This is a genomic window from Ensifer adhaerens (assembly GCF_020035535.1).
GTDB lineage: Bacteria > Pseudomonadota > Alphaproteobacteria > Rhizobiales > Rhizobiaceae > Ensifer.
Genome location: NZ_CP083350.1, coordinates 1,244,762 through 1,261,139, shown reverse-complemented (window position 1 = coordinate 1,261,139; position 16,378 = coordinate 1,244,762). Strand labels below are relative to the sequence as shown.

General features: G+C 55.4%; 13 protein-coding genes. 4 read left to right on the top strand and 9 right to left on the bottom strand.

The annotated features are described in order from the left end of the window. Positions 1 to 17 precede the first annotated feature (17 nt). Both LAC81_RS26110 and LAC81_RS26105 read right to left on the bottom strand, forming a co-directional pair. On the bottom strand, positions 18 to 1,481 hold the full coding sequence (locus LAC81_RS26110) for an aldehyde dehydrogenase (RefSeq protein ID WP_223730328.1): 1,464 nt from the start codon (positions 1,479 to 1,481) through the stop codon (positions 18 to 20). 92 nt (positions 1,482 to 1,573) lie between these two features. Then, entirely contained in the window at positions 1,574 to 2,551 is a 978-nt protein-coding gene (locus tag LAC81_RS26105; protein ID WP_223730029.1) for an amidohydrolase family protein, read from the bottom strand. A gap of 225 nt (positions 2,552 to 2,776) precedes the next feature. Here LAC81_RS26105 and LAC81_RS26100 point away from each other — a divergent pair, with 225 nt between their 5' ends. Further along, positions 2,777 to 3,487, top strand: a complete 711-nt coding sequence (locus LAC81_RS26100) for a TetR/AcrR family transcriptional regulator (protein WP_223730028.1) — start codon at positions 2,777 to 2,779, stop codon at positions 3,485 to 3,487. Positions 3,488 to 3,938: 451 nt separating this feature from the next. Here LAC81_RS26100 and LAC81_RS26095 read toward each other — a convergent pair whose 3' ends face one another. Together LAC81_RS26095 and LAC81_RS26090 are read right to left on the bottom strand one after the other, a co-directional pair. Next, entirely contained in the window at positions 3,939 to 4,799 is an 861-nt protein-coding gene (locus LAC81_RS26095; protein ID WP_223730027.1) for a LysR family transcriptional regulator, read from the bottom strand. 127 nt (positions 4,800 to 4,926) lie between these two features. Beyond that, positions 4,927 to 5,847, bottom strand: coding sequence for a LysR family transcriptional regulator (locus LAC81_RS26090; RefSeq protein ID WP_223730026.1), 921 nt, complete (start codon positions 5,845 to 5,847; stop codon positions 4,927 to 4,929). 161 nt (positions 5,848 to 6,008) lie between these two features. Between LAC81_RS26090 and LAC81_RS26085 the strand changes: the two genes are divergently transcribed. Further along, positions 6,009 to 7,133 (top strand): alkene reductase, encoded by a 1,125-nt coding sequence (locus tag LAC81_RS26085; RefSeq protein ID WP_223730327.1) that lies wholly within the window; start codon positions 6,009 to 6,011, stop codon positions 7,131 to 7,133. 220 nt (positions 7,134 to 7,353) lie between these two features. Here the strand turns inward: LAC81_RS26085 and LAC81_RS26080 are convergent, their stop codons facing one another. From LAC81_RS26080 to LAC81_RS26060, 5 genes are all read right to left on the bottom strand, one after another. Beyond that, on the bottom strand, positions 7,354 to 8,532 hold the full coding sequence (locus tag LAC81_RS26080) for an MFS transporter (RefSeq protein WP_223730025.1): 1,179 nt from the start codon (positions 8,530 to 8,532) through the stop codon (positions 7,354 to 7,356). Positions 8,533 to 9,026: 494 nt separating this feature from the next. Beyond that, positions 9,027 to 11,279: a molybdopterin cofactor-binding domain-containing protein gene (locus tag LAC81_RS26075; protein WP_223730024.1), complete on the bottom strand. Its 2,253-nt coding sequence runs from the start codon at positions 11,277 to 11,279 to the stop codon at positions 9,027 to 9,029. A 1-nt stretch (position 11,280) separates the two neighbouring features. Then, positions 11,281 to 11,763 (bottom strand): (2Fe-2S)-binding protein, encoded by a 483-nt coding sequence (locus LAC81_RS26070; protein ID WP_223730023.1) that lies wholly within the window; start codon positions 11,761 to 11,763, stop codon positions 11,281 to 11,283. Between the two features lie 3 nt (positions 11,764 to 11,766). Further along, on the bottom strand, positions 11,767 to 13,059 hold the full coding sequence (locus LAC81_RS26065; RefSeq protein ID WP_223730022.1) for a c-type cytochrome: 1,293 nt from the start codon (positions 13,057 to 13,059) through the stop codon (positions 11,767 to 11,769). Between the two features lie 181 nt (positions 13,060 to 13,240). Beyond that, a complete protein-coding gene (locus LAC81_RS26060; RefSeq protein WP_223730021.1) occupies positions 13,241 to 13,846 on the bottom strand; it encodes a helix-turn-helix domain-containing protein in 606 nt (201 codons plus the stop codon). A 483-nt stretch (positions 13,847 to 14,329) separates the two neighbouring features. Between LAC81_RS26060 and LAC81_RS26055 the strand changes: the two genes are divergently transcribed. Both LAC81_RS26055 and LAC81_RS26050 read left to right on the top strand, forming a co-directional pair. Beyond that, positions 14,330 to 15,277 (top strand): XdhC family protein, encoded by a 948-nt coding sequence (locus tag LAC81_RS26055; protein ID WP_273700208.1) that lies wholly within the window; start codon positions 14,330 to 14,332, stop codon positions 15,275 to 15,277. Between the two features lie 297 nt (positions 15,278 to 15,574). After that, on the top strand, positions 15,575 to 16,366 hold the full coding sequence (locus LAC81_RS26050) for an IclR family transcriptional regulator (RefSeq protein WP_223730020.1): 792 nt from the start codon (positions 15,575 to 15,577) through the stop codon (positions 16,364 to 16,366). The last annotated feature ends 12 nt before the right edge of the window (positions 16,367 to 16,378 follow it).

The window sequence follows — 16,378 nt, the reverse complement described above, 5'->3', positions numbered from 1 at the left end:
TGTACTTCTGCTACGCGTTAGTTGAGCCGAGCGTCTCCGGCGTTCATGTCATACCAGTCGAACGGTTGGTCGCCGACATTCACCATGACCGCCTTCACGTCGAAGTAGGCGTCAAACGCCTCCTGTCCGAACTCTCGACCGATACCTGATAGTTTGAAGCCGCCCCAAGGGGAGGCCGCGTCGACGCGATGATGGTCGTTGACCCAAACGATCCCCGCCTCGATGCGATCAGCCACCCGATGAGCCCGCGCTACGTCGCGCGTGCGGATAGCTGCGGCCAGGCCGTATGGGGAATTGTTTGCGATCTGCACCGCTTCGTCTTCGTCGTCGAACGGGATGACTACTGTGAACGGCCCGAAAACTTCTTCCTGCGCTATCCGCATCTCGGGGCGAACGTCGGCAAAGACAGTAGGCTCGACATAAAACCCGGTTTTGTTCGGCGGGTTCTCAGGAACGCGCCCGCCCGCGACGAGTTTTGCTCCTTCGTCCAATCCCACGCGGACGAAGTCGAGAACACGATCCCGTTGTCTCTGGGATATAACTGGGCCCATTTGCGTCTTCACATCGAAGGGATCACCGACCCGAATGGACTTGGTTTTTTGAGCGAGCTTCTCGACAAAAGAATTGTAGATACTACGCTGCACGATGTGGCGCGCGGCGCAGACGCATGTTTGCCCGGCTCCAACGAAAGCGCCGAAGGCGGCGTAGTTTACCGCTTGATCCAGATCGTAGTCGTCGAAAACAACCACCGGCGTCTTGCCACCAAGTTCGAGCGTTTGCCGAGCAAAGTTTGCAGCCGCCGCAGAGCCTGCGCGACGACCGGCCTCCGTACCGCCGGTCAACACGAGTTTTCGAATCATCGGATGCTCAGAAAGTGCCCTACCCGCATTCGCTCCGTGTCCCGTCACAACGTTGAACACCCCTGGGGGCAAACCGGCTTCGGAAAACAGTTCCGCAAGTCGGAGTGTCGTCAAGGGCGTGTATTCGGACGGCTTGACGACTGTGGTGCAGCCTGATGCGAGTGTTGGCGCGATATTCCGAGACGCAATGAGAAGTGGATGATTAAATGGCGTCACATTTGCCACCACTCCGACCGGCAGTCGGCGGGTGTAAGTCAGATAATCCCCTTCAACGGGAATTACATTATCCCGGCGCGCAATGGCGAGACCTGCGTTGTAGCGAAAGAGGTCGGGCACCCTGCGCAACTGCGCTCTGGTTTCTCGAACAGGCCGACCATTGTTGAGCGTTTCTAGTTCGAACAACTCATCAAGATGGGCCTCCATCACGTCCGCGAGCTTGTTTACCAGGCGCGCCCGTGTGCGCACCGACATTTTGCTCCACTCCGCGCTTCGAAATGCGCGATCCGCGCTCCGAACTGCGTTGTCGACGTCCTCGGCAGTGCATTCCAGCACCCTTGCGATGACCTCGCCGGTTCCAGGCGAGACAATAGGCATTTCGTCCCGCGGACCCGGGTTCACCATTACGCCATCGACGAATAGACCGCGCTTAACCTCGTCGTCACCGGATGGCTGCGCATAGCGAATAGACTGAGACATCTCATTTCTCCGTTTGATCAAGCAGCAATGAGGCGAAGCGCATTTCCCCCGGCGACGAGGGAGCGCGCCGTATCCGACAGCCCTTCGATGGCATTGAGCGCGCTCATCGGGGCGAGATCGGCCATGTCGAACGGGATGTCCGTGCCGAGCAGAACCTGCTCCGGACCGACGAGATCCAGCAGGAATTTGAGGGCTTGGACGTCGTGAGTGATCGTGTCGAAATAGAATCTGCGGAGCAGTTGCTTGGCAGACAGACGCGTTGTCTGCGCTTCCTTGCGGACTAACTGGCCATGGACAAGTCTGCCAACCTGGTACGGAATAAACCCACCGCCGTGCGAGAGGCAAATCTTCAGCTTCGGCAGCTCTTCCATAACTCCGCTGAAAATCAAGTGAGCGGCGGCGACAGCAGTATCCAACGGGTTACCGATGAGATTTGTAAGGTAGTAGTCTTCGAGACCCGGTTTCGAACCAAAATAGTACGGGTGGAGAAGGACAAAGACGCCACGATCAGCTGCATGCTTGAGGACTGGACGGAATTGTGGCGCCGAAAGTTGCACGCCGTCAATGTGCGTACCGATCATGACTGATCGGATACCGAGATGGTCGACAAGATAATCCAGTTCGGCAACACTGTCCTCGGGCGACTGCATCGGCAGCGTGCCCATCCCCAACAAGCGGCCCTCTCCCTGCGCTGCGAAAGCCGCGATGTCCTCATTCAGTTGCCGCACGAACTCGACGTTTCGACGGGCCTCCGCGCGATAGAAGAAGAGGGTCGGCGATGGTGAGATGACAGCCTTGTCAAACCCGCGCTCGTCTAGCTGGCGGAGCTTTTCAATTGGATCGATAAACTCCCGGAACAGCGGGTAGGCAAATCCTTCGCGATGCGCGATCCGTCCAGCGTCCGCGTCAATGGCAACGCCGAACGTTTCAACGTCGGCGAGAAGCCTGTTGATCGACGCCTGAGGAATGATGTGGTTATGCATATCTACGATCATGTGTCCTCCCAGGGAGGCCGACTCCCGCGGCCCCCTCAACTAAAACTGATTGCCTCTATCACGAGGTGTGATATGTTATTTATCGTTCGATAAATGTAGCGCCCAGAAAATTCAGATGTCAAGGGAGAGCCTTCCCCTTTTTTTGGGCAAACGTTCGCCACCTTCTTTACAGAGCCTACTAGGAATAGATATCACTCGATAATCAACCTGCGGAGCCATATTGGTATGAGCGATACATCAACAGCACCCAAGACGGGCAGGGCCGTAGACCTTAAGGCGGAGCGGCACCGGTCACCAAAGGGCGAGGAAGTGGAAAAAACCAAACGTCTTCCGCCCGCGCAACGCGAAGAGTTCATCGTTCGAGAAGCGGTTCGCTTTTTTGCGGAATTCGGTTTTGAAGGTCAGACGCGCGAGCTTGCTAAACGCCTTCAAATCACCCAGCCCCTTCTCTACCGGTACTTCCCCACCAAAGATGCGCTCATTGAACGCGTTTACGACGAGGTGTTTCTGCGACGTTGGAATCCGTTCTGGGAAGAAGAAATCGCCCGCGCCGGGAGACCCTTGATCGATCGTCTGACGAGCTTCTATCAAGACTATTCCAAGGTAATCCTTACCTACGAGTGGGTTCGGCTCTTCACCTTCGCCGGCCTGAAGGGCTTGGATTTCAACACCCGTTACCTCAACCTTCTTAACTCACGAATCTTCAGGCTGGTCATCGCCGAACTAAGATCCGAGTTCGGTCGTCCCGGCATTGATGTTCTCGACGTCACCGAAATGGAGGTCGAAGCGATCTGGAGCTTGCACGCAAGCATTTTTTACCTCGGCGTGCGCAAGCATATTTATCACATGCCCGTCCATGACATCCCGGCCATAGTATCGATGCAAGTTTCGATATTCCTGAACGGCGTAGACGCGATCATAGGAAAGGAAAACTAGGAAGCCGCACCATCCTTTCCGTCTCGACTGCATTTGCTAGATGGCGCGGCTGCACATTTCGTGGTCGCTATATTGTTAAAAATGCCACCATGGCGTCACACCGCTTGGAACCCCACCTATCCCCACACATCCAAAAATGTCCGCGCAAAATGTCTAGCGCTGGCGGCCGATCGCCTTATTCCGAGTTGAGAGGCAAAGCAACGTTCCTATCCTACAGATGGGGCTCCGTTATTACACGATGTTTCGTAGGCGTATCTGCAATATAGATTGCGCAAAATTGCCCAGAGAGAGCATCCACCGGAATTCATGTTTCCGCTTACCGTCGCCACAGGGTTAGAGGATACGGTTCACCTGAATTCGCGCGGAAAGCACAACTTTGTTCAATTTGAATTTGCGGGAATTAAGCTAGCGTCGGGACGTTGAGCTCATGCTGGACCGACGTAAACTGAGGTCAGGAACGCCGCTGGGACAACATGGCGATGGCCAGGTCGACGAAGGCCCGTTGGCGTGCAGATCGGCGCGTATCGCGATGGAAACCCATCCAAATGTCTCGGGTTGGAGGGTCCTCACCAAGATCGACCCTCATTAGCTCGGCCTGCTGGTCACCCACGGGCCGAGGAAGCACGGATATGCCAATGCCAATACGACTCATTTGGGCCTGAACGTTTCTGTTGTTTGATCGCAAAGCTACTCGGGCTGCCGGAAGCTTCTGACGCAACCATTCGATATCGGGGAAAGCGCCTAGCGAAGTGTCCATCGTGACCAGCGAACAACCTAACCCTCCTCCCACTTCGGGAGGTTCTTTGTTCTTCGCCATGTAAACGCCGTAAGGCATCACGAGTAGACGCCTTTGTACAACGTCGGGCTCCTCAAATTGTGTGATCCTAAATGCCACATCCGCTTCTCGCTGGGCGAGGTTAAAAAGGCGTGTTCCAGTTAACAGCTCGACCTCCACGTGGTCATTGGCACGTGCGAACGCTGCTATAACTGGAGGAAGCACCCACGCCCCGAACCAGTCCGGCGAGGAGATGCGTAGCGTCCCTTCGAGCTTCCTCACGTCACCTGATAGACGGCGCTCGATCGACAGGGCGCTCTCCTCCATCTGCTCCGCCATTGTAAGCACCGCAGCTCCTTCGTCGGTCAGAACATAACCATCACTGGTTCGCTGGAAGAGCATCTGCCCTGTCGCGTTCTCCAGCGCGCGGAGTCTTCGACTTATGGTGGGATGGCTTAGGCGCAACGAACGCCCCGCAGCTCCGAGAGTACCTTCTCGCGCCACGGCCAGAAAAACTCGGATGTCGCTCCACTCCATGTAGCCCCCTTTATGCACGCGCCGATGCCGCCAAAAATTGCCCTGTTCAAGTAGAACGTTTCACCAAGAGCGCGGAGCCAAGATCGACGACCCCGCCACTTTCTCAAGTATCGCGGCTGGTCCCGCGTCACCTCGGCGCCGGAGCAACAGGTAATGCGGAATTAAGAACTTCCGCGAGGAAATCGATAAAGGCACGAACTTTCGGCGAACCTCTACGGTTAGGAAGGTATACAGCGTTTATATCCCCGGGAGAGTTTGGTACAACCTCCCATTGGCTCAAAATCTGCGTGAGCGCTCCGGTCCGCAAGTCGTCTGCTATGAGCCAGACCGGAAGCAATCCGACGCCGACACCTTTCAAAACCGAGTGTCGCAGGACAATCGAATTGTTGACGCGCAGATTGCCCTGCACCCGTACTCGACGAGCCTCGTCCTGTGACGTGAACGTCCAGAACCTGTGCGCCTTGCCGTAGTTGAATGTCAGGCAATTATGCGAAGTGAGCTCGTCTGGAATTAGCGGCAGCCCACGCTTGCTGAGATATTCCTTAGTTGCACATGCTACCCGCTGATTTGATCCAAGGCGGCGAGTGATCAGGCTCTGCATCTCTACCTGACCCAGCCGTACAGCAACATCAACGCGGTCATCGATGAGGTTGACGATTTGGTCGGTTAGCGTGAGATCGATTTCCACATTTGGGTAGCGTTCAAGGAACTTTGGGAGCTGTGGCGCGATATACAACTGTCCGAAGGCCACGGGGGCATTCACACGCAAACTGCCGTGCACTCGATTGCCGACGAGAGCCGCGCTGGCGTTGGCCTCTTCTAAGTCCTGCATGATCTGGAGCGCGCTGTCGTAGTAATCCGTGCCTGCATCGGTCAGCGTTAGACGCCGTGTGGAGCGATTGATCAGAATCGTTCTGAGATGTGCCTCGAGGCTGTCGACCTGGCGTGTGACTGACGACGTCGCCAGTCCTAGCTGCTTCGCAGCCCGGCTGAAAGCGCCCTCGTTCACGACAGCGACAAACGCTTTTACCGCGGCGAACATATCCATATGGACTTCCAACCTACAATTTGTAGCTCTCGACATCATCCGGAGTTTTGCGTCGTCCGCAAATGACGTTCGCATTGCCGACCAATTATCAAACAGCCCGTGGCTCTTCAAATACAGTTTGTCGCGGTTAAGACCCGTATTTCATAAGAGAGAGATTGAACGTGTCGGACAAACTGTTTTCGCCCATCACGCTGGCGGACCTCCAGCTTCCCCACAGAATTGTAATGGCACCCCTTACTCGTTCGCGCGCCTCGCAGCCCGGGAATGTGCCGAACGCAATGAACGCCACCTACTACAAACAACGCTCTAGTGCTGCACTTATTATTTCCGAAGCAACTCAAATTTCCCAGCAGGGACAGGGCTACGCCTGGACTCCGGGCATTCATACGAGTGAGCAGATTGCCGGGTGGAAATCGATAGCCGATGCAGTTCACGAAAGCGGCGGACGAATCTTTCTCCAGCTATGGCATGTTGGCCGGGTGTCACATCCTATGTTCCAGCCCGATGGAGGCCTGCCCGTGGCACCAAGTGCCCTCCCCGTGCCAGGTAAAACGTTCATTGTGGATTCGAGCGGTGCCGGCACTTGGGGAGATATACCGGTTCCTCAAGCGCTAGGTGAGGAAGGTATTGCATCTATCGTCAGGGACTATGCAACGGCCGCGAGGAATTCAATGATCGCCGGGATGGACGGCGTAGAGATCCACGCAGGAAATGGATATCTCCTAGACCAGTTCATAAACAGCAACAGTAACCACCGTTCTGATCGATACGGGGGATCGTCAGAGAAGCGTGCCCGTTTGCTTCTTGAAGTGACGGACGCCGTCTGCGAAGCCGTGGGGCCAGCTAAGGTCGGTGTCCGTTTAACCCCAATGGGCCGGTTCATGGGGATGGGCGACGACAATCCAAAAGCGACTTTCGGATACATCGCAGAGGCTTTGAACGAACGCGGCTTGGCCTACTTGCACCTCGTGGAACCCAGCGTCGTGGGCAACACCGTCGAACAGCACCACGACCCTGAATGGGATGAGATAATGTTTCTCTTGAGGCAAAAATTCCATGGCAGAGTCATCGTGGCCGGGAACTATACATTAGAGACGGCGCACGCCGCTCTTAACGACGGGCGGGCAGATCTAGTTGCTTTCGGGCGTCCATTCATAGCCAACCCTGACCTGCCTTTGAGGCTATCGAAGAAAGCACCACTTAACGAACCTGATGGATCCACATTCTTTGGGGGCGGCGCGAAGGGCTACATTGATTATCCTGCGCTGCCAGAAGAAGCCATCTAGCAAGCGTGACTTGAAAGCCACTCCGGCTTTTCTCTATCGCCTTCCGCAGCGACCGGCAACAGGGCTACGCGGATTGCCCGACGCGTTCTGTGAACTACCTGCCACAGAATACTGATTCCAAAAGACAAACGAATATTCAGGCGATCGCGTATTGAAATCGCCTGAATACTGCCTCGCTGTAGATGGATGGAGCCAGAAATCGATTGGCTCGTTGACGTTGTTAAGACGCTCTAATGGCTTTGATGGCTAGCGCCGCTACTGGTAGGACTCCTCCCACCACAGTTACTGCGTTCCAAGACCCGTACGTCCAGGCAGCCAAGGCTAGTGCCGAACCCGCAGCTCCCCCTAAGAACATTCCGGTCATAAAGATCGTGTTTAATCGGCTACGAGCCTCTGGCTCAAGTGCATAGATTATATGTTGATTCGACACCAAAGCACTCTGGATTCCAAAGATCAGGACGATCACTCCAATCGCGAGAGCAACAATCGACGCTCCGATCCCAAAGATCACCCACGAAAGCAGAGTGAGCATTGCTCCAACCCACACGACGAAATGAGGCCCTCGCTTATCAGCAGCCTTGCCTGCGATCGGAGCGGCGAACAAACCGACCGCACCAATGATTCCGAATAGGCCCGCCACATCTGCACCGAGCCCAAAATCTGGTCCCTCGAGATAAAGGCTGAGAACGGTCCAAAATGCTGTGAAGGACGCGAACAATGATGCCTGTACAACAGCAGCGGTTCGAAGCGATGGCTTGCCTTTCCAGAGATGCGCCAGGGATTTGATTGCGTCGCGGTAAGCCATACGTGAAACCGGCGCGTGGTCTGGAAGTGTGAGAAACATCATTAAAGCTGCGGTAAGGGCCATCGGAACGGCGATCCAGAACATTTCGCGCCATCCCGAGTATTCACCAACAAGCCCAGAAAGCGCGCGCCCGAAGAGTATCCCTGACAGTACACCCGCGGTCACCGTGCCAATGGTGGCACCCCGCTTTTCGGCTGGCGCAAGCGAAGCAGCGAACGGAACGATTTGCTGAGCTACGGTAGAACTTGCACCGACAAGAAATGATCCTGCGACCAGCATCCATGCGGACTGTGAAACGGCAGCGAACGAGAGTGCAACGGCTAAAATCACGAACTGCCCGATGATCAGCCTGCGTCGATGAACCAAATCTCCGAGCGGCAGCAATAGAAATAGTCCTAGTGCGTACCCGAGCTGTGTGGATGTTGAAATTAGGTCAGTGGCGGACTGGCCCGGAAACTCGGCTTCGATGAAGCCTAACATAGGCTGGCTGTAGTAGATGTTGGCAACGGCGATCCCGCTGGCCGCCGCCATCGCCAGCAAGGTCGCCTTACCCAGCTCCGTGTTCGGATTTTGATCTAGCGTCGCGACGTTCATTTCACTGCCTTTCGAACTGGTTAATATTCATCGGAGTTTTCTCACAAGTATCACTATAGGTTTAGTCATTTTTCGCGCAGACTATATTATTTTTCATCAATGGATATTGATGACGTTGCTTACGTTGTTGGGATGCATTCTCAGGAGGCATTGTCGTGGCGGGACGCCGCGTCGTTATAAGCCGACCTGGGCGTACGGCTACTGAACCAAACGATCCCTCCGTCACCTCGGAAGGAGAGCTTTCTGCCGCTCGCGCTCGCCATCGTGGGAAACGAACAGCAAAGTCGTGCGCGAGTACGTTCACCCAGGCACTTATTGTCGGAGTGGACCGTAGCAGGTGATCGATAAGCAGGGCGGCTGCGCCAAGAGTGCATGCGTCTCCCGAAGAGATCGGAATTTGGGCCGTCTCGCCGACCGCCCAAAAATGTATTGCCAAAGGTTCGCGTCTTCGTATCCGCTATTCGTTCGGCTCCAAAGTTGCCGGCATCGATTTGCTAGAGATTCACAACGGCCGCCCGTACAGTTGCCGGCGTTATCGGCATATCCCTGAAGCGAACCCCAGTCGCATCCGCGACTGCGTTGGCGAGAGCTGCCGACGTGGGTCCCTGCCCACACTCAGCAACCCCTAGGAACGGGGCCCCCGGCTGCGGTTCGATGGAGACGTTTATGTTTCCTGGGATATCAAGGAAGCGGAGTATGGGGTACCCACTCCAGTCGAACGTGGTGCGTAATGAAGGGGTCCGACCAACAGCTTCTCTTGTACACCAGCTAAGCGATTGGATAATTGCGCCTTCGACCTGATTGCGGATCCCGTCCGGGCTGACCGGCTCGCCGCAGTCAATTGACGCCTCCGCTCGCACAACACTGATCTGACCTGTGTTTTGTTCCACCTTAACTTCAAGGCATACCGCGAAGTAGGCACCGATATTCTTGTAACGAGCGAAAGCCATCCCGAAGCCATGCATGGGGGTCTCTTTCTTTCGACTCCGCCATCCGAATGCTTGAGTCGCGCTCTCCATTACCCGCCTCGCCCGCTCATCGGACATATGGGCTAGACGCAGATCAAGCGGATCCACGTCACCAACGAGTGCCAGTTCATCAAACATGCTTTCGATCGAAAACACGTTGAGATGAGCTCCTAATGAGCGGAGAGCTGAAACTCTGACAGGCATATCTTTGATGAAGTGATACAGTACATTCATGTTTGGCAGATCGTAGAGGGGATTAGAGTTTCGACTTCCGTCGCCCTCGGGCATTGGAATGGGCTTACCCACCGGCACAGGGAACGCAGGCACTACCTCACTACCGACCAAAACGCCTCCGGCGTTGACGGGACGGTTATTGTGCGGGTTGCTCCAAACCTCGTATTTCCAAGTCACGATTCTCTTACTAGCGTCGAGACCGGCTTGCACTTCAGTAATCATGCCGGGGCCCAATGGCTCCCAGCCAAACTCCTGCTCGCGCATCCATTGCAAGCGAATAGGGCGGCCAGGCACGGACATTGCGATCAGCGCCGCTTCGGCTGCGACGTCGTCTGCACCGTTCTGCCCATAGCAACCGGATCCTTCGACATGGATCGCTCGGATTTTTTCTATGGGGTACCTTAGCAAGTCGGCGGCGACGCGACGCACGTCAAATGTTCCCTGACTATGCGTCCATATCGTTAAAATGTCGCCTCTAAGCCAGGCCAACGCACAAGACGGACCGATCGAACCATGGCTTATCCAGTGCCGGGAGTATTTCGCGGCAACCGTTTCCACTGGGTCAGCAGCTGGCTTATGAACATCCAAGATAACGATATCTTTTGCGGGCAAGCTTTTTAGCGTTTCCTCTACGGAACCTGTCGGAAATTCCGCTCGTGCCAACTCGAATGGCGATGCCTGAAGCTTTCGCATCAGACGAATAGCGTCCCATTCCTTGTTTGCAAGTACCGCCTGAAAGCTACCATGCTGTACGAATTTCACTAGTCCGGGCATGGCCTCGATTTCCGAGCGCTCTGGCAATTTTAGACGAGTGCCTTCACTTGGACCGCGAACAACCCGCGCATGCAGCATCCCCGGCAACCTCATATCGTGGATAAAAGCCTGACCTCCGGTCGTTTTGGCCGGGATATCCAGGCGCGGTATACTCCGTCCCATGGTGCGGAAGTGCTCGGTTTGCCTCAATGGCGCGTTGGGGATCGCTTTGACATGCAGAGCAAGCGAGCTGGCAATTTCCGCGTACGACAGGGATCGGCCGTCGGCGGCCCTGATAGTACCGTCCCCTTGAGTCTCCAAGTGATCTACGGATACATTCAGCCTAGCAGCGGCGTTCTGTATCAGAAGCATCCGGACGTTGGCAGCGGCATTTCGGATCGCTGTGCCGCTGTCTTGCATAGAGTGGCTCCCCGCGGTGAGGCCCTCGTCGGGGGTCAGATCCGTATCGACGGTAACTACAGTCACTTTCCCGGGCTCGAGATCCAGCTCTTCCGCGGCCACTTGAAGCAAGGCAGTCTTGATTCCTTGGCCAAGCTCAGCCTTCCCGGTGAAAACAGTCGCGTGGCCAACGGCGTCGATCTGAATCCAAGCGTCGAGGTGAGGCCACGACTTAAGGCTACCCAGCAGTTCGGGAGCCACGACCGCGGGACCAGCGCCACCTTCACCTCCACCAGCATGCTGCGCTAGCGCGGGTCCGGCTAGGGCAAATGCCACCGCGATGCCGCTTGAAGCGAGGAAGGAACGCCTGGATAGCAATCGGTCTTGTGTCATATTATTTCGAGGCTCCGGTCGCCGCGATGATCGCGTCGCTAGCTCTGCGCACGGCTCGCAAAATACGAGCGTGTGTACCGCATCGACAAAGGTTAGGTTGCATGTGGACCCGTATTTCTTCATCGGTCGGCGACGGGTTGTTGTCCAGAAGGGCTTGCGCTCGCATAATCATCCCCGCAATGCAGTAGCCGCATTGCACAGCTTGCTCTTCCTGAAAGGCCAATTGAACTGGACCAGGCTTGTCTGCAGTGCCTAGACCTTCGATTGTAGTTACAGCGCGATCAGCGATGACCCGGATTGGCGTCAAGCAGGAAAAGATGGGATTGCCATCTACAATGACGGTGCAAGCTCCGCACTGTCCCAATCCGCAGCCGTACTTCGCGCCATTAAGTTCCAGCTCATCACGCAGAACGTAGAGCAATGGCGTACTGGGATCGGCGTCAACGGGATATTGGTCTCCGTTGATGTTCAGTTTTATGGTCATGGGTTATTCCTTGGATCGACTTGACGCCACGATTTCTTCGAGATTTTTCCACTCAGTTTGATGTGTGAACCGAGCGCGTACGTAGCCAAGCACCTGTGCAAGGTCCTTGTCGCTCATATTCCTCCCAAAGGCAGGCATGAACGCCCCCTTCCCCGGAAGGGCCGCAACCCCCTGCAACACAGCGGCGACCGCATTTGTGGGATCGCCCGTCTTGACCGATGTCAGGTGGGAAAGCGGCGGCCGACCTTGATGTAGCATCGGGGAACCAGACTCATGGCAACTCGCGCATGCGCCTTGGAAGATTTGCGCACCTTCTGGGAAATCGTTGGCCGCTCTCTGCGCATTGTCGATTGGGTCCGCTGGCTCCTTGACCGCTTCTGTGCCATCGTCTTTCATGATCGAAGAGATGTAGGTAGCGATTGCGCTCACATCGGAGTCGGCCAAGTTCGACAGACCCTCTGACACTGGGCCCATCGGCCCGGCTGCAACACCATGCATCTGATCGAAGCCCGTCTTGAGGTAGTCGAATAGCGATTCCTCAGACCACGTAGCCGCTGAAGGGTTGCTGGAATCAAGCGCAGGAGCAATCCAGCCTTCTGCCATGCCGCCAGCAAACTCGCTGCCTGACTTCTCCCCGCCAGCAATGTTGCGGGGAGTATGACAGCCTCCACAGTGCGCCAGCCCGTCGACGAGATATTTGCCACGGTTCCATTCATCTGTTTGCGAGGCGATAGGCTCAAAGTTCGCCTGATCGAGAAACAACATTTTCCAGCCCGCTAAAAGCGGCCTAAATCCCAGTCCTGGCAACAAATCGTTGTCTGGGGCTTGTTGCATGACCGGCTGACGGGTCATCAAAAATGCGTACACGTCTTTCAAGTCTTCGTCCCGGACATGAGTGAAATGTTCATAGGGCAGAGCTGGATAAAGGTGGCTGCCGTCGCGACGCACGCCCTGCTTCATTGCCCGGATGAACGCCGGCTCAGACCAAGTTCCGATCCCGGAATCCTCGTCGGGCGTTATATTCGTGGAATAGAGCGTTCCGAAGGGCGTCGGAAGTGGCCTGGCCCCTGCAAAGGGTTGGCCACCTTCCGACGTATGACAGACGATACAGTCGCCGACAGTAGCCAGTTGCTCTCCGCGCCGGATCGCGTCGGGGCTAAAGCTCTCGCGGTCCGGTCGAGAAATTTTGTCGATAGCCGGTTCATAAGCATACCAGAATGCAACAGCGATACCGCCAAGAGCAGCGATCGTCGTTGCGAATAATGCCGCACGGAGGCTTTTTCGGTTTGATGACATCTCGACTTCCGAAATTAACAAATGACCTCTCACTGTAGTGAGAGCTTTGGTGCGGTCTTGATCGAACGAACTTCGTTTGGATCAAAGCACTGAAAAATGCTGGCAGCATTCCTCACGGTTCCCTGCGGATCTCAGTTGCGCTCGGGACCTTTTTTTTGCAGAGGAAGCGGCTACCATTTGACTACACTCTGGCAGCCGCTTTTTCAGGGTAGCGCTTCAGATTGTCACGTTCATTTTCGAACCGCCTGTTAAATCGACGCCAGCGGCTGGGGGTCGTGCCGGTCGCACGACGAAATACCCGGGACAGGTGCGCTTGATCAGCAAGTCCACAATCCAACGCAATTTCGCTCAAGGGTGCGTCCGTTTCTGATAGCCTTTGCTTGGCACGCTCGACGCGTCTCCGCATGAGGAAATTGTGTGGTGACGTTCCAAAGCTCACTCTGAAAGCTACAGAAAAATAGCTCGTGCTCAATCTAACGACTTGGGCAAGGTCGGCGCGCGTCATGGGCATAGTAAGGTTTTGTTCGATGTATTGCTTAAGATGATTGATCTGCCAGGGGGCTAAGCCACTGCGCTCTACACGCTCGGGCCTTGGCTGAACGGAATGCACTGGGGATCGCAAGAGGGCCGCAGCCTTTTTGATCAAGTCGATGGCCGTTGTCTCATCGAGTTCGACACGGTTGATCGCATCTATCACCAGGCGAGATACCTCATCCGAAATTGCAAGATCGATTAGACCGTAGTGTTCTAGAAGCTCGCCGGATAGATCAGCGGGACACTTGGCCATTAGTCCCTCCGTAGCCGCGCCTTTTGCCCAGCCCTGCTGTCGCTCGCATCGTAATCCTCCTCCCCGTGAATTCCTTCATATCGGTGACGAGAGGTTCAATAAGGAATCTTGCGCCTACAAATTGCTGGAGATTGGAGTGTTGGGTCATTCATTGTTTCCCTAGTGGAGGGAACATGTCGGACGTTCCAATTCGTTTTGAAACCCACAAATCTGCAGAAGGGTCGTTCAAATCTGTACGGGAGCTACACGGAATCTGAAGCGGACTTGGATATGAGTTGGGAGTAAAATTGTTGAAGCTTGGATAGGCGTCTGTTGCCCAAGCGCCCGCTAAGGGAGGCGCTTTTAAGCGCTTTCGGGCAAATCCAATTTTTCCGTTCAAGCGCGAGTGATATCGTGCGCACATAAGTTGGGTAAATTTCGCCACGATTAACGATCCTATGACTGAGTTGCCGCTTTTCAGTTCAACACAATGCAAGTCGAACCATGGATGAATTTGCCCAAAAGTCAGATCGCCCGACAGAACTACAAAACTCCGGTATCACGGCCCCCAGAATGGGCCTTGTGACTGACGATGAGATCGAAGTATTGAAGTTTGCGGTAGACGCTTGGGGGAGCGGCCTCGGCTGCTGCCTTGTTACATTAGTGGAAACTCGTGGCGGCGCGCCGAGGGCTTTAGGCGCGCAAATGGCAGTACGCGAAGATTCTCTTTACTGTGGTTTCGTCTCGGGGGGCTGCACCGAGGCGGCGATTGCAGCGGAAGCGCGTGAAGCGCTAAAAAGCGGCGCGGATCGTTTTTTTCGTCTTGGCGACGGCTCTAAGTTCTTCGACATCGTCCTGCCATGCGGTGGGGGGATTGAGGTTTCAATCCATGTGTTACGGGAGGTCGAGACGCTTAGTGCGCTCTTGGCGAACATCGAACGACGGGTGCGGTCCTGTCTTTTTTACGATCCCGACGAACAAGCACTGCGCACCTACCCCTTTAGCGGGCAGTCAAGCTGGGAAGATGGCCGGTTTTTACGGGCGTATCGACCGCGTCCAAGGATTTGGCTTTCCGGCGGAATTGTCGAGACCACCGTTGCCGCCCGTGTTGCCACCGCAGTTCGGTATCAAGTCCACCACGACGGTGCACCGACCCCCCAAACTCCAGCGATCGATCAGGACACGGCGGTGGTGATTCTCCACCATGACCTCGAAAAGGAAATCCCGATGCTGCGGTCTGCACTAGACGCGCGCCCATTTTACATTGGCGCACTTGGGAGCAAACGTACGCATGAACGTCGATCAGAAGCTCTCCGTGAACTTGGGTACCAGGAAACTGATATTGCACGGATCAAGGCACCTATCGGCATTTTCGGCAAAACACGCGATTCACATTCCCTAGCGCTGTCTGTCCTTGCGGATATAGCGAAGGCGCGCGAAACGGAGCCTTGAGGCAATCGATAGGTCCGAACCAAAAGGGCGTCTTCATCGTAAGCGGGACGCCGGAGAAGGTCGCGGCCTCCAGGCGATATTGTCGTGGCGGGAACTTCCTGAGCGTTAAAGAGCGACGCACCAGCACGAGCCGTACATGGGATACATGGCCGCCAGACCTCGCGTGAGATACGGGGCAGAATCCAACTGCGTCCGTCAACACTCGATTATCGATAAGAATTCTTGATTTTCAGAAAGGCCGCGTGATAAGAGTTTGATTATAGGGGCTTTCCCTGGTCGTAAAATAAGGAGAGAGGATTGGGAACGGTCGAGACAACCCCTCCTCTGGAGCGTTATATCCGAATACTGGAAAGCATTGCAGTCTCTCAAGCGTGCAATGTTTCGGAAATCTCTCAAACCTGCGACCTTCCTATCGGCACCGCGCATCGCCTTATGCAAAATTTGCTGCAATCTGGTTTGATCGTTGCCGGCGGCGGAAAGCAAAAGGAATACCAACTCGGACAGCGGCTTCTTCGGCTTATTCACGCTGGATCGAATAGCGTACGGCTGGCTATCGCAGTACAGCCAATATTGGATGAGCTGGCGAACCGCCTGTCTTACACCTGCTTTCTTACCCGGTTGGTAGGCCACAAGGTCATTTCGGTAGCGTGGGCTGCGCCGGGTGACGGGCTCCATGGATATGTTGTTCCTGGCCATACGTTGGCACCACACGTAGCGGCTTCTGCGAAGGCGATCTTAGCCTTTCAGTCCAAGGACATCGTGGATAAGGCCTTGAGTGGCCCTCTACCCAAACTGACCGAAAGCAGCAAGATTGATCGCGCTGACATTGAGCGTGAATATGAACAGGTGCGGTTGAGCGACTACGCAACGTGTTGGAACGAGATGGAAAACGGGTTGGGAGCAATCGCGGTACCGGTGCCCCTCCCCATGGTCGGTGTAGCTTACAGTATCGGCACCGCTGGCTTGATCGACCGGCTTGTCCAGAGGCCGGAGCAGGAAACGGTCGAGATACTGCGGTCGGCTGTTGCTCCCATGCAGCGAGCGCTGCGGGAACCTTCACCAAAGTCCGACGAGCAAGCACAGATCTGATCCGTGCGCCGC